Here is a 13293-nt window from a genome sequence, read left to right as displayed (position 1 = left end):
ACGAGTAGAGATCATGGCTTGAGGCTAGGAACAGCATGCGCCACCAGCCATCAGGGAAGCGCCCCTTCGCGTACGGGTGCCAGCCGGATGGACAGTCGCAGACCGGGCGCCCAGCAGATCCGCCTGTACCTTGCCACCCTCACTGTCCTTTCCCGGAAACCATGTCGGGGCACACGCCGATTCGTTGATCGCGAAGGAAAGCCGGGGCCGCCGTACGTGGTGAGGAGCCGGCGGAGGTCGACGGAGAGGTGTTCGGGCCAGTGCGGGGCATGCAGGGCCGTCGGGCGTGGGCGCCCTTGTGGGTGGCGCGTTTCCGGGTGCACTTCGCGGCGCGTCTGCTGAGCTGGTCGGGCGGGGCGATCGCACCGGTCGGCCTGGCCTTCGCGGTGCTGGGGCTGCCCGGTGAGGGTGACGGCGGCGGACTCGGGCTGGTGCTCGCGTGCGGCACCCTTCCGCAAGCGTTGCTGTTGTTCCTCGGCGGGGTGGGGGCGGACCGGTGGCCGCGCGTGCGGATCATGGTGGTGGCGAACGTGGTCTCCGCGGCTGCCCAAGCGAGTGCCGCACTGCTGTTGTGGTTACACCTGGCGTGCCTCTGGCATCTGGCGCTGCTGGCGGCGGTGTGCGGAGCGGCCTCGGCGTTCTTCCTGCCGGCGTCCTCGGGTCTCCTGGCGGACATCGTTCCGGCGGAGATGCGAGCAGCGGCGAACGCGCTGCTGAGGTTGGGGCAGACCGCGGTGCGGGTGGGCGGCCCGGCGGTCGGGGCCGCGCTGGTGGTGGGTGCCGGGCCGCCCTCGGTCATCGCCTGCGACGCCCTGTCGTTCGCCGGTGCGGCGGTGCTGCTCGCGCCGCTGACCGTCCGCGGTACCGTGCCCGCGCCGCGGGCGGACTTCCGGCACCAGCTGCGCGACGGACGGGCGGACTTCCGGTCGCGGCGCTGGCTGGTGGTCATAACCTGGCAGTCGGCTCTGATCCTGCCGGTGTGGATGACCGGCTACCAAGTGCTCGGGCCGGTGTACGGGCGGCGCGTCTTGGGCGGCGCCGGCGCCTGGGGCGTGGTGATGTCCGGCTTCGCCGCGGGCCTGGTCGGCGGCTCCGGCGTGGCGCTGTGGTGGCGGCCGCGCGGCGTCGGGGTGGTGGCGTGCGTGGGCACGGTGGTCCTTTCCTATCGCGGGCTTCCGGCGGCAGCCGTCTTGTTGTGGTGCGGAAAGGGTTCGTCCGGTGGCGGAACGCCGAGGAAGGGGGCGAGCAGTTCGTACCCCTGTCCGGCGGCGATGTCGAGCGTCAGCAGATCGTCGTCGCGGGCGGCGAAGTGGCGCAGCGCCTCCGCGGTGTGTTGCCGGGCCACCCGGCGGAACCGTTCCGGGTGGAAATCGTGGCAGCCGTACACCGCGGCCCGTAGGAAGCGCTGGAGCTCCACGTAGACCCGGCCGCGGTCCGCCTTGCTCTCGATGGGCCGTTCCCAGTGCTTGCGGCAGGAGCGCAGCCAGCTCTCCTCCTCGCGGACGGTGAGGACGAACTTCGCCCCCGGCCACAGCAGGTCCAGGTCCTGGTAGCAGTGCGCGACGGTGATGTCGGTGATCCCGTCGTACCGGTCGAGCAGCGGGAAGCGGGCGGTGCCGGCCAAGAGGGTCGCGTAGGTGGCGGGATCGGACGGGTAGTGGACCACGTCGAACCCCAGCGTGTGCAGGGCGCTGGTGAGGGAGGTCCGGTGCGCGAGAGGCCGATGCCGAAGACTTTCGGCTTGGTACGGCGCCCGTTTGTACGGGGCGACTGAGAGGGCGGCGGGACGGGATCGGGCCGGTCTGTACCTTCGGCTGTCACGGTCGGCCTCCCCGGCGAATGGACGGGACGTGGCTCCGGCAGGTCCGAGCCGGACCGGCTGCAGTCACCGTGCCAGACTGCCGGGCCTCCTTCAACCGCGCCTCGCGACCGGTCAATTCACGCCGTCGCCGCGCTTCGGGCGGGCGGACGCACCGTTGTGCGCGGACGGGGCCTTTGGTCAAATCGTGGCGACGACGGTGCTCGCCAGACTGTGCCGGGAGGCATGATGTCCACGTCAGGGCACACCCCGGCCACACCGGTACGGCGCTGGGAGCCGCAGGTCTTCACACCGTTCGCGGAGAGCCCGGGCATCGTCTTCGCTCGGACGGCGGCCCGGTCGGCCGAGTTCGCCCCGGCCGGTACGGCAGGCACGACGGGCACCCCTGGCCCGGCAGGCACGACCGGGGCGCACGGTTCCGATGACGTGGTCGTGGGCAGCGCCGCCGGGGACGATCCCGCCGACGTCGCCCGGCGGGCCCGGGGCGAGCTGCTGGAGCGGATGGGCAACATCCTGGCCGGGCGGCGGGCCGAGGCCGACCCACGGTGGGTGGGCTCCTACGAGGACTGGCGGCGGCGCGGCGTGCCGGCTCTCGACCCGGCCGCGCTCTCCGGCGCCCCGGACAGCCGCGCAGGGCACGCACCGACTTCTACGACCCCGCGCTCAAGAAGCGCAACCTGCGCGATCTGACCAGCCGCCCGGGGTTCACCTTCCACCGTGCCGATCTCCTGACCGCCGACCTCGAACCGCTCCTCGACGGCACGGACGCCGTCTACCACCTGGCGGGCCAGCCCGGGGTGCGGCCCTCGTGGGGAGCGGAGTTCCCGCTCTACAACGCCCGGAACGTGCTGGCCACCCACGCCCTGCTGGAGGCCGTACGCACCTGGCACATCCGCAGCTTCGTCTACGCCTCCAGTTCCTCGGTCTACGGCGACGCCCGGAGCTGTCCCACGTCCGAGACGGCCTGCCCACGGCCCGTCTCCCCCTATGGGGTCACCAAACTCGCCGGCGAGCACCTCTGCGAGCTCTACCGCGACGCCTACGGCCTGCCCACCGCCTGTCTGCGGCTGTTCACCGTCTACGGGCCCCGGCAACGCCCCGACATGGCCTTCGCCCGTCTCCTCGACGCCGCGTCGGGCGGCGCCCCCTTCCCGCTGTACAGCGACGGGGAGCAGACGCGCGACTTCACCTACGTCCTCGACGCCGTCGCCGGCATCCGGAACGCGGCGCGCTCGGGGTTCACCGGCGTCGCCAACCTCGGCGGAGGCTCCCCCGTGTCCATGAAGCAGGCCATCGCGGCCTTCGAGTGCGCCGTGGGGCCGGTGCACGTCGTCCCGCGCGCCGCGGGGCCCGGCGACGCACGGCACACGGGCGCCGACATCACCGTCGCCTCGCTGGCGTTCGGCTTCCGTCCCCGTACGGCGCTGCACGACGGGATCCTGGCCATGGCGGGAGTACGCCGGTGAGCGCGCCCTACGGGCGCACCGACCCGGCCCAGCCGCTGCCGGCGGCGGTGCACGCGGTGGCCGCGGCCGAAGACTCCCTGCCGGTATCGCTGCGCCACGTCCTGGACGGCGCGCTGATCGCGATCAAGGGCGGCCTGCAGCGTGGCGGAGTATTGGAGGCCATCCGGCGCGAGACGCTCCTGGCCGTCGCGCGGGCGCTGCCCGGTCCCGACCCCGATCGGGTCGGCGCGTCCCTGGAGAGGCTGCACCACCACGCGGACACCGCGCGGATCGCGGCGATCCGCACGGAACTGGAGACCCGGCTCAGGCCCCTGGCCGAGACGGTCCTGCACGATGTGGCGCGCGCCCTCGCACCCCAGGGCGCGCCCCTCTATCTGGGCGGCCACCTCGGCATCCGCATCATGCCCCCGCTGCGGTCCATGGGCCCCGGCGGTGAACCTCCCGCCTTGGAAGGGTTCCTGACGCCGCGGGACGCGCACGTCGACTCGTGGTTCAACACCGCCGTCAACTCGATCAACCTGTGGATGGTCGTGGGCCGGGTCCGCAGGGGCAACGGGCTCGTGTTCTACCCCGCCGCCTACGGGAGGGTTCTGAGCCACGACGGCCACCACACACTCACCCCCGGCCAGCACACCGGCCCGCCGGCGGACATCGAGCTCGACCCGGGGGACATCCTGCTGTTCGCCGGCGACCATCTGCACGCCTCGCAGCCCAACACCACCGACGAGACCCGTTTCGTCATCACCAAACGCCTCTGCCTCGGCCCGCCGCGCTACCCCCGCCACGCCACCGGCTGGGACCCGCGCCTGTTGGGCACGCCCCTCGAACCCCTGGCGTCGCTACGGTCCCGGCTGACGGCGGGCGGTGTGCGGGAGCTTCTGCGCACGACGCTGGGGGGTGGGAGAGGGCCGAGGTCCGTAGGCACCGCGCACCACACGCTCCTCCGGGCCAGGGGCGCCGGGCTCACCCGCCTGCGGTATCAGGCGATGTCCAGGACCGCCTTGCCATGGAGCCGGCGGTGGAGAAGTGCGTCGATGGCTTCGGCGACCCCGTCCCAGCCGCTGCGCCATGAGATCTGCGGGGCGAGTTCGCCGGCGGCGACGCGGTGGGCAAGCCAGGTCAGGTCGGGCGCGAGACCCGTGCAAGCCGGCAGGGCGAATGCGACGATCGAGCGGTTGTGCCGACCATGGTCGCCGAAGAGGGCTCCGTAGGGGAAGGTTTCGCCCTGGTGCGCGGAGTGCCCGACCGCGACCAGAGTGCCTCCCTGAGCGAGCATGCCGTACGCGTCGACGAGTTGCCGGCCGCCCACCAGGTCCACGACGCCGTCCACCGGTTCCCTGACCTCGAGTGGTCCAGCCACCACTTCGTGCGCCCCGTTTTCCCGCAGGCTGTCGCCATGCCTGTCCGGGTCTCCGGTGGACGCGATGACGTGTGCTCCACCGAGGCGGGCGAGCCGCACGGCATACCGGCCGGTGCCGCCCGTGGCGCCGGTGACCAGGATTCGCCTGCCCAGGATCGGGCCGGTGCGGTGCAGAGCGCGCAGGGCACTGGTTCCGGCGACGGGGACCGTGCTGGCGGCTCCCGGATCGGCTCCGGGCGGGACCGTGCCGATCCAGTCGGTGTCCACGGCGCGGAGTTCGGCCCATGCGCCGTCGATGCCGAGCGTAACGACGGCGGTGCCGGCTGCCGGGCCGGACCCGTCGGCGGCGGGTCGTTCCACCACACCGGCCGCGTCCCAGCCGAGGACGGCGCCGTCGGGCGCTTCTCGCAGGCCGAACCGTACTTCGCCGTAGTTGAGGGAGGTCGCCGTCACCCGAATCAGAGCCTGGTGTGGGGCCGGCTCGGGATCGGGCACCTGAGCGAGGCGCAGTCCGGTGGGAGCGGAGCGGTCAACGAGCAGAGCACGCATGGGGTTGCACCCTTCGAGGAAGATCAAGAACCACAGTTATGCCACCCAGTGGCATAAGCGCGCAAGGGGCGCTTGCCTCTTGGGTACGATTGGACCGTGACTGCTGAGCTTCCGACGACCGACAACAACCGGCTCCCGCTGCGCGAGCGAAAGAAGCTGCGCACGCGACAGGCGCTGATCGACGCCGCCCTGGAGCTGTTCACCACGCACGGCTTCAACGGGGTGACCCTCGACGAGCTCTGTGACGCGGTAGACGTCTCCAAGCGCACGTTCTTCCGCAACTTCGCCAGCAAGGAAGACGTGGCCCTGGCGCCGACGCAGGACTTGTGGCAAGCCTTCCTGGACGAACTGGAGACCCACGAGCCCGACGGCCGCCCGGTAGCGGAGATGATTCAGCAGGCGCTGTTCGCCGCGCTTGAGCGAATGACCGAGGAAGCCTGGGCCCACCGCGTCCTGCTCAGCCGACGGCTGGCCAGGGAGACCCCCTCCATCGACGCGCACGGCCTGCACTTCTGCCACCGCACCAGCCGCACGGCGCTCGACACCCTGCACCGCCGGCTCGACTTCGCCTCCCCCGACGACCTGCGACCCCAACTCGCCCTGGACTTGCTGGTTGCCGCCTTCCACCGCGCACTCGACAGATGGACGTACCGCCCGGACACTCCCACCCGCAGCGACCTGGCCACCGAAATGCGCAACGCGTTCACCACGGTCCCCGGCAGCCTGACCGTGGCCGCCAACCTGCGGACTGACCAGCGGACTGACTAAGCGTTCAGTGGCCAACTGGTGCCGCATCAGGAAACGTTCGCCTTCTCGCGGACCTGCACAGACGCGGGTTGAGCCCTTCGTGATACCTTCGGCGCCGCCGTGCGCTGCTGCGAACTGAGGAGGTGAGACTGATCAACGCTGTGACAGGTCGGGCCTCCCTCTCCCGCATGGCCTAGGGAGTGCGCGCAGAAGGCATCCCGAAAGGCTTGAAACGCTATGCGCTTCACCTCTGAGACATCGTCCGACGGTGTCCGCGAACAGCTCTTTACCCTTGGCGAGATTCCCGGCGTGCTGTGGACACCGGACGCTGCCGGCACTCGCCCCCTGATCCTGATGGGGCATGGCGGCGGTCAGCACAAGAAGGCCCCCGGCATCCTGGCCCGTGCGCGCCGCTTCGTGGCCGAGTGTGGTTTCGCGGTCGTGGCAGTCGATGTGCCCGCCCATGGCGACCGGCCGAAGGTTGAGGAGTACGACCGGATCGCGACCGAGAACCAGGCTCGCGTGGAGGCCGGGGAGGAGTTGGCTCCGCTGATTGCCGGCTTCCAGGCGCTCGTGGCCCGCCAGACCGTCCCGGAATGGCAGGCGGTCTTGGACGCGGTCCAGCAACTCGAGCATGTCGGCGTTGGTCCGGTGGGCTACTGGGGGGTCTCGCTGGGGTGTGGGCTCGGCATTCCCTTTGTTGCCGCGGAACCCCGGGTCCGCGCGGCGGTGTTGGGTCTTGGTGGGGTCTTGGCCTCGGCCGAGGACGCCGCGCTCATCACTGTCCCGGTGGAGTTCCTGGTGCAGTGGGACGATGAGCGGGTACCGCGTGACCAGAGTCTGGCACTGTTCGATGCACTGGCCTCAGCCGAGAAGACGTTGCACGCCAATCCCGGCAAGCACGGGGAAATCCCGGCCTTCGAGCTGGACAGCACACTGAGGTTCTTCTCCCGGCACCTCGCCTGATACCGCCGCTTTCAGTCCGCGGACGCGCCGATCGGCATCCGTTTCCGATCGGCGCGTTCGGCGAACACTGGCCGGCGCGGCCGGGAGAGTTCAGGTTCGGGAGATCGACGATGACGAGGGGCAGCGCCTGTCGTGGATCATCCGCAGGGGTACCGGGTCGGTGGTGGCCTGGCGGCGGGCTCGGATGGTGCTGTTGTCCGCGCAAGGCATGCCGGTGGCGAAGATCACCGAGGTGACATTCACACGCATAAAGACCTGGAAAGTCACGGGCTGCTCAACCTCCAGCCCCACCCAGGGCGGCAGTGGGCCGAGCACGGCGGGCGGCATAAGGACCCCGACCGCGAGCCCCGGCCCCGGCGGCGGGCGACCTACACCCGCCCGCACGGGGTCAGTCACCTGTTCGCCGCCTACGACCTGGGCAAGGACAAGCTCTACGGGCACATCAAGCCGAGGAAGAACCGGACGAGGTTACTGGAATTCTGCCGCTACCTGCGCAGTCTCTACCCGCCGGAGATCCGCGTCGCGATCGTGCTCGACAACTTCTGCCCGCACCTGACCACGAAGAAGAACGCCCGGGTCGGTGACTGGGCCGCGGCCAACAACGTCGAGTCTGCCTACGGCCCGACCAACAGTTCGTGGCTGAACCGCATCGAGGCCCAGTTCACCCGCTGCGCTACTTCGCGCTGAATGGCACCGACCACGCCAGCCACAAGGAGCAGGGAAGCATGATTCGCCGCTACATCATCTGGCGGAACAAGCACGCTGCCGACAAACGGCTACGCGAGGTCGTCGACAGGGCGAACGTTGCCTGATGCGGCACTAGTGCTGCTCCGCAGAAGTTCGTTGAGGGGGTGTCCACCGGCTCGCCGTCGGCATGCGCAACCTTCAGGTGGTTTCACCATGGAGTTCGGGCACCCGGGCCGGTCACCCCGGGCGCTCGGGTAGGTCAGCCGTCTAGCCGGCGGCCCATCAGGATGTCGTCCACGTAAACGCCGTCCAGCAGGAACTCCTCCGGTAGCACGCCCTCGACCCGGAACCCGCACCGCTCGTACAGCCGGCGCGCCGGGACGTTGTGGCCGAGCACGCGCAGCGAAATCCGGCGGGCGTCCTGGGCCCGGGCGGCCAAGCAGGCGGCCTCGACCAGGGCCTGACCGACGCCGCGGCCGCGGACATCAGTGGATACCTGCAGGCCCCTGATCTGCCGGACGTGTTTGTTGCTGGCGAGTGGGGTCGCCGGGACCTGGCGGATGTAGCCGACCACCCGGCCGGCGAGTTCGGCCACCAGGAAGTCCTCTGCTGGGCACTGCTCGTTGAACATCACCGCGTCCTCGGCCCGCTGCGGCGTGACCTCGCTCAGCCAGGACCAGCCAGCACGGTCGAGCGCGATCAACGGCGGGCCATCCGTCGCGTAGGCGGGACGGATCATCAGATCATCATGTGGCATGGCGGCATGCTATTGCTGCTCCAAGACGTTCATGGGCAGTCAAGGGCTTTCTGCGGGGAGCTGGCGGGCAGTCCACTGGGCAGGATGTTGTCCTTCTTCGGCCACCGCTCGCGGGCATGGCGGTTCAGGCGCCGGCGCCGGTGGTGCTGCATCGATTCCGGGGACTCTTAGGCATAGGCCCATCCTTCCGGGCGCACATACAGTCCGCCCTGATCATTGGCCGTGACGGGTGGGCGGCGGGCGGGGTTGGCAGTTGCGGTGAAGCTGGATGCGCAGGTGCGCGAGCTGTTAGTGCGGACGGTGGCATCGGCGAAGTCCGAGGTGCGGGCGGTCCTGCGGGCCCGGATCGTGCTCACGGCGGCCGACGGGATGGCCAACGGTGCGCTCGCCCGGAAGCTTGCGGTCAGCGTGAACACGGTGCGCAAGTGGCGCGGGCGGTTCACCGCCCGAGGCATCGATGGCCTGCGCGATGCCGGACGGTCCGGGAGGCCGAGATCGTATGGGCGTCCTGTCGGACGCGAACGGACTGCCCCTCCTCGTCGGCATCTCCGCCGGCAACACCCACGACAGCGAAGGGCTGAAGCCCATGGTCGAGGGTCGCCAAACGAGACACGACCCTCACAGCGGCCACTACTTCAAGCCCCGACGCCTCCATGCAGACAAGGCGTATGACCGGCCGACCTGCGCAGATGGCTTCGTGGCAAGCGGATCGGAGTCCGGATCGCCCGCAAGGGTGCTACAAACGAGTCGCCCGCCTCACCACATAGGACACGGTCTAACAGCCGCACCGCAGCGATTCGTTCCCGCTGCGGGTGTTCAATGGCATGGGACAACAACAGGACGAACGTCGCCTGATGCGGCGCCAGAACGCTGCCGGGCTGACCGGGGTCGGCGGCCGGATCTCAGCCGGTCGCCTCCGCCTCCACGGTCAGAGCGAAGTCGGGGCGGAGCTCGAGGTTCCTGAGATCGGGGTCGTCGCTCTGTCCTGGCGCACAGCGGCGGACATTCTTGAAACCGGCCGATTCGAGTTCGGCCGCCAGGGTGGGAAAGTCCCAGAGGTATCCGATGTGATGGCCGCAATCCTGGAAAGTCGTGCGCAGCAGGTCGATGGGGTGATGGATCTCGTAGCCTTTCCGGCGCCACCTCTCCATCTCCTGTCGGGTCTCCTGGTCGTCTGCCGTGTAGAGCCGGACCACGTGTTCCACATCCGGAGTGGACAACCTGATGCGTCCACCCGGGACGAGTACGCGATGCGCCTCACGGAACATGCGGCGATTGGGCTCCAGGCGGATGTGCTCGATCATGTTGTCCGCGTAGACATGGCTCGCCGAGGCGGTGCGGACCGGCCACCTCCTCGTGGCATCCAGGTAGTGCCGTGTACGCCAGGAGATGTCGGTGCAGATCCAGCCCGGGCGTCGGGCTGCGTGGCTGCCGATTTCGATCTTCAAGGGGGGCGGCGACTTCACGGCCAGGGCGAGCCGGGACTGGGCAACCGGACGGTTCAGCGGACCGATCACTGATTTGATGATGCTCTTCGCATTGGCCACGCCCAGCACGCTAGGCCGAATCTTTCGATGACCTTCAGGCCGCCGCACGTTCCCCGGTCGCCGTCACCCGAAGGTGCTTCCTGATTCCTCCGGGGGATGCAATTCACCACTGAACGTGGAGGGTTTTCCGGACGGGTGGGGAGCCAGTCGTGTCATGTGCCGTGCACGCGAGTAAAGGCCACTAAGGTGTTGGTGATTCACGGAGATGCCGTTCCAGCTCGGCTCCGGCATCACCCGAACCTCGGCCCGACACGGCGATGCGCGAATCCCTCGACATTCTTGGCCACCCGCGGCGGCGGGTGCTACAGGAAATCGCCGACTTCTCCGGGCAGCCACGCAAAGGAGCAGTACGACCGTGACCCTCCTCCACCGCGTACGCAGCGCCGTACAGCGTCTAGGCATCGACATCGCCCGCTACCCGGCGACCTGGTCAGGCCCGCAACTCGTCCAGCTCATGGGACAGTTCGGGATCGACCTGGTCATCGACACAGGCGCACACAGCGGTGGATACGGGACGATGCTGCGTCGCAGCGGCTATCAGGGCCGCATCGTCTCCTTCGAGCCGCTGAGCGGGCCGCGTGCGGAACTGCGCCGCCGGGCCTCGTCCGACCCCGCCTGGACCGTGCTGCCGTACGCGCTCGGCGACCACACCGGCACCATCATGATGAACGTCGCCGGCAACGCGGGTGCCAGCAGTTCGGTGCTCCCGATGCTGGAACGTCACTCGCGGGCGGCCCCGCACGCCGGCTACACCGGCGAGCAGACGGCCGAGATCCGCCGGCTCGACGATCTGTGGGAGCAGATCGTCGTCCCGGGCGAGCGGGTCTTTCTCAAGATGGACGTCCAGGGATACGAGGCACACGTGCTGCGCGGTGCGGGCGCCCACGCGGCGGACTGCCTCGGCATCCAGACCGAGACGTCCTTCGTTCCGCTGTACGAGGGCGGGCTGCTCTTCAACGAGGCGTTGAACCTGCTCCAGTCGGATCTCGGTCTCACCCCGATGTCCGTCATCCCCGGCTTCACCGACCCGCAGTCCGGTCAGATGCTCCAGTGCGACGTGGTGCTCTTCCGCTCACGAGAGGCGGCATACGTATGAGGCCGCTGCGGATCGCCCTGGTGCACAGTTTCTACAGCACCTCCGCCCCCGGTGGTGAGAACGAGGCTCCCCTCGACCACGCGGAGGCGCTGCGCAGGGCCGGGCACGAAGTACGGATGGTCGCCGCGCACACCGACGAACTGAGGACCCGCCCGCTGCACGCGGTCCGGTGCGCGGTCACGGTGGCCGGCGGGCGTGGCCGCTCCCCCCTTCCCGAACTGCGGGCCTTCTCCCCCGACATCGTGCACGTACACAACCTCTTCCCCAACTTCGGCCGCGATTGGCTGGCCGGATGGCGTGGTCCGCTCGTGACGACGCTGCACAACTTCCGCCCGATCTGCGCGGCGGCGACGCTCTACCGCGACGGCGCGATCTGCACCAGGTGCGTGGACGGGGACCGCTGGGCCGGGCTGCGCGCCGGCTGCTACCGCGGTTCCCGGCTCGCCACACTCCCGCTCGCCTGGGCGGGGCGTGGCGGAGCGGCCGCCGACCCGCTGCTGCGCCGCGCCGACCGGATCGTGGTCCTCTCCGAGCTCGGCCGCACCACCTATGCCCGCGCCGGGGTGGACGAGCGGCGCATGGCGCTCATCCCCAACTTCGTGCCGTCGGTGGACGGCCCGGCCGTCGAGCCCGGGGAACGCTGGGTGTATGCGGGCAAGCTCACCGCGGAGAAGGGCATCCTCGACCTTCTCCGCCGTTGGCCGGCCGACGCACCGCTGGACGTCATCGGCAACGGTCCGCTGGAAAAGGACTGCCGCGCCGCCGCACCCCGCTCGGTGCGGTTCCACGGCGTGCTCGGCCGCACCGAGCTTCGGCACAGACTGCCGGGCTACCGCGGCCTCGTCTTCCCCAGCCGCTGGTACGAGGGCATGCCGCTGGTGTACATCGAGGCGCTCGCCGCCGGCCTTCCCGTGCTCGCCTTCGAAGGTTCCGCGACGCACGTCGCGGTGCGGGCCGAGGGCACCGGCGCCGTGATCGGCTGGGAGGAGCCGCTGGCCCGAGTGCTGCGCGAGGTGGGCAGCAGCTTCCCGGGTCTGCGCGCCCACTGCCGACGGGTGTACGAGGAGGCGTACAGCGAAGAGGTCTGGGCCGGACGGATGGTGCGGCTCTACGGAGAACTCCTCGGTACGGCCATGCCCCTGGAGCCGGTATGAAAAGGGCTCGTGTCGTCTTCGTGCAGCCGTACATGACCTCCTACCGGCTGCCCTTCTATGCCCGGCTCGCCGATCAACTGGAGGAGCTCGACATCGAGTTGGCGATCGCTCACGGTACGCCGACCGGCTACTGGGTGGACCGCCGCGACAGTGTCACGCTGCCCGGAGCGATCGAGCTCCCGCAGCGTGACTTGTGGATCGGCGGGCGCCGCATCGTGTGGCGTCCGCTCGGCGCACTGGCGCGCTCCTGTGACGCGCTCGTGCTGCCCCAGGCGCTGCACCAGCTCGATGCGTACCCGCTGCTCGCCCGTCGACGCCGCAGGACGCGGGTCGCACTGTGGGGGCACGGGCGGACCTACAGCAGGCGGCACCGCATGCCGGAGCGATGGGCCAAGGCGGCGCTGACCCGCAGGGCCGACTGGTTCTTCGCGTACACCGACGCGGGCGGTGAGTACGCGGTGCGGGCCGGGATGCCGCCGCAGCGGGTCACGGTGGTGCAGAACGCACTCGACACCCGGTCACTGGCCGCGGCGCGCGACGCGGTCACGGACGCCGAGGTGGCGGCCCTGCGTGAACGGTACGGGCTGAACCCCGGGCTGACCGGGCTGTACATCGGCGGGCTCGACCGGAACAAGCGAATCCCTTTCCTGCTGGCCGCGGCCGAGGCGATCGCCCGCCGTGTCCCCGGCTTCCGGCTGCTGGTCGCGGGCGACGGCGCCCAACGAGATCTGGTGGCGGCCGCCGGCGGCCCGGTCGTCCATGTGGGGCACGCCCATGACGGGGACAAGGCGCTGCTCGGCGCTGCCGCCGACGTCATGCTGATGCCGGGAACCGTCGGACTCTGCGCGGTGGACTCCTTCGCGCTCCGAACACCGCTGGTGACCTGTGTCTGGCCCCTGCACAGCCCGGAGTTCGAGTATCTGGAAAACGGGCGCAACGCCCTGGTGGTCGACGGCGACGCCGACTGCTATGCGGCGGCCGTGACCGCGCTCCTCTCCGATCCCGACCGGTTGGCTTCCCTGCGGCGTGCCTGCCGCGCCGACGCGACGCGTTACACGGTCGAAGCGATGGCCGACAGGTTCGCCCGTGGTCTGGAATGCCTCGTCCACGGCAGTGCGTGACCGGACACTGCGAACAGCTCCCGG

General features: G+C 70.1%; 10 protein-coding genes and 4 pseudogenes. 10 read left to right on the top strand and 4 right to left on the bottom strand.

Annotated elements, in window-relative coordinates:
• Window positions 1–269 precede the first annotated feature (269 nt).
• Window positions 270–1097 (top strand): annotated as a pseudogene (locus ACZ7LT_RS34545) (MFS transporter); the annotation flags it as partial.
• Window positions 1098–1162: 65 nt separating this feature from the next.
• Here ACZ7LT_RS34545 and ACZ7LT_RS34540 read toward each other — a convergent pair.
• A complete protein-coding gene (locus ACZ7LT_RS34540; protein ID WP_471240058.1) occupies window positions 1163–1885 on the bottom strand; it encodes a sulfotransferase family protein in 723 nt (240 codons plus the stop codon).
• 479 nt (window positions 1886–2364) lie between these two features.
• Here ACZ7LT_RS34540 and ACZ7LT_RS34535 point away from each other — a divergent pair, with 479 nt between their 5' ends.
• Window positions 2365–3285 carry an NAD-dependent epimerase/dehydratase family protein gene (locus ACZ7LT_RS34535; protein ID WP_471240056.1) on the top strand — a complete coding sequence of 307 codons (921 nt, stop codon included), beginning with the start codon at window positions 2365–2367 and terminating at the stop codon, window positions 3283–3285.
• Between the two features lie 979 nt (window positions 3286–4264).
• Here ACZ7LT_RS34535 and ACZ7LT_RS34530 read toward each other — a convergent pair.
• Window positions 4265–5194, bottom strand: coding sequence for a zinc-binding dehydrogenase (locus tag ACZ7LT_RS34530; RefSeq protein WP_471240055.1), 930 nt, complete (start codon window positions 5192–5194; stop codon window positions 4265–4267).
• A gap of 96 nt (window positions 5195–5290) precedes the next feature.
• On the opposite strand from ACZ7LT_RS34530, the gene ACZ7LT_RS34525 reads away from it, so the two are divergent.
• The 3 genes and pseudogenes from ACZ7LT_RS34525 (at window position 5291) to ACZ7LT_RS34515 (ending at window position 7719) form a co-directional block, all read left to right on the top strand.
• Complete coding sequence (locus ACZ7LT_RS34525) at window positions 5291–5962, top strand: TetR/AcrR family transcriptional regulator (RefSeq protein WP_471240054.1); 672 nt, start codon at window positions 5291–5293, stop codon at window positions 5960–5962.
• A 216-nt stretch (window positions 5963–6178) separates the two neighbouring features.
• Entirely contained in the window at window positions 6179–6907 is a 729-nt protein-coding gene (locus tag ACZ7LT_RS34520) for a dienelactone hydrolase family protein (protein WP_471240053.1), read from the top strand.
• A 67-nt stretch (window positions 6908–6974) separates the two neighbouring features.
• Window positions 6975–7719, top strand: a pseudogene (locus ACZ7LT_RS34515) (transposase).
• 134 nt (window positions 7720–7853) lie between these two features.
• Here the strand turns inward: ACZ7LT_RS34515 and ACZ7LT_RS34510 are convergent.
• Window positions 7854–8333, bottom strand: coding sequence for a GNAT family N-acetyltransferase (locus ACZ7LT_RS34510; RefSeq protein ID WP_471240052.1), 480 nt, complete (start codon window positions 8331–8333; stop codon window positions 7854–7856).
• A 240-nt stretch (window positions 8334–8573) separates the two neighbouring features.
• Here ACZ7LT_RS34510 and ACZ7LT_RS34505 point away from each other — a divergent pair.
• Window positions 8574–8834 (top strand): annotated as a pseudogene (locus tag ACZ7LT_RS34505) (helix-turn-helix domain-containing protein); the annotation flags it as partial.
• 13 nt (window positions 8835–8847) lie between these two features.
• Window positions 8848–9086 (top strand): annotated as a pseudogene (locus tag ACZ7LT_RS34500) (transposase); the annotation flags it as partial.
• A gap of 167 nt (window positions 9087–9253) precedes the next feature.
• Here ACZ7LT_RS34500 and ACZ7LT_RS34495 read toward each other — a convergent pair.
• The gene (locus ACZ7LT_RS34495; protein WP_471240051.1) at window positions 9254–9898 is read right to left on the bottom strand and encodes a class I SAM-dependent methyltransferase; all 645 of its coding nucleotides are present in this window, start codon (window positions 9896–9898) and stop codon (window positions 9254–9256) included.
• 355 nt (window positions 9899–10253) lie between these two features.
• Here ACZ7LT_RS34495 and ACZ7LT_RS34490 point away from each other — a divergent pair, with 355 nt between their 5' ends.
• Genes ACZ7LT_RS34490 through ACZ7LT_RS34480 form a run of 3 tightly spaced genes read left to right on the top strand, consistent with a single transcriptional unit; the run spans window position 10254 to window position 13269 of the window.
• Window positions 10254–10994 carry an FkbM family methyltransferase gene (locus ACZ7LT_RS34490; protein WP_471240050.1) on the top strand — a complete coding sequence of 247 codons (741 nt, stop codon included), beginning with the start codon at window positions 10254–10256 and terminating at the stop codon, window positions 10992–10994.
• On the top strand, window positions 10991–12148 hold the full coding sequence (locus tag ACZ7LT_RS34485; RefSeq protein ID WP_471240049.1) for a glycosyltransferase family 4 protein: 1158 nt from the start codon (window positions 10991–10993) through the stop codon (window positions 12146–12148). The genes ACZ7LT_RS34490 and ACZ7LT_RS34485 overlap by 4 nt, the downstream gene beginning before the upstream one ends.
• Window positions 12145–13269, top strand: a complete 1125-nt coding sequence (locus ACZ7LT_RS34480; RefSeq protein WP_471240048.1) for a glycosyltransferase family 4 protein — start codon at window positions 12145–12147, stop codon at window positions 13267–13269. The genes ACZ7LT_RS34485 and ACZ7LT_RS34480 overlap by 4 nt, the downstream gene beginning before the upstream one ends.
• Window positions 13270–13293 lie beyond the last annotated feature (24 nt).

This window comes from Streptomyces sp. NPDC039465 (assembly GCF_055639315.1).
Note: the sequence above shows the minus strand (reverse complement) of the source record. Positions and strands in the feature narration are given on the sequence as shown.

Coding starts and splice junctions, on each gene's coding strand:
- ACZ7LT_RS34520 (WP_471240053.1), top strand. CDS start 6,179: ATGCGCTTCACCTCTGAGACATCGTCCGACGGTGTCCGCGAACAGCTC.
- ACZ7LT_RS34480 (WP_471240048.1), top strand. CDS start 12,145: ATGAAAAGGGCTCGTGTCGTCTTCGTGCAGCCGTACATGACCTCCTAC.
- ACZ7LT_RS34530 (WP_471240055.1), bottom strand. CDS start 5,194: ATGCGTGCTCTGCTCGTTGACCGCTCCGCTCCCACCGGACTGCGCCTC.
- ACZ7LT_RS34485 (WP_471240049.1), top strand. CDS start 10,991: ATGAGGCCGCTGCGGATCGCCCTGGTGCACAGTTTCTACAGCACCTCC.
- ACZ7LT_RS34510 (WP_471240052.1), bottom strand. CDS start 8,333: ATGATCCGTCCCGCCTACGCGACGGATGGCCCGCCGTTGATCGCGCTC.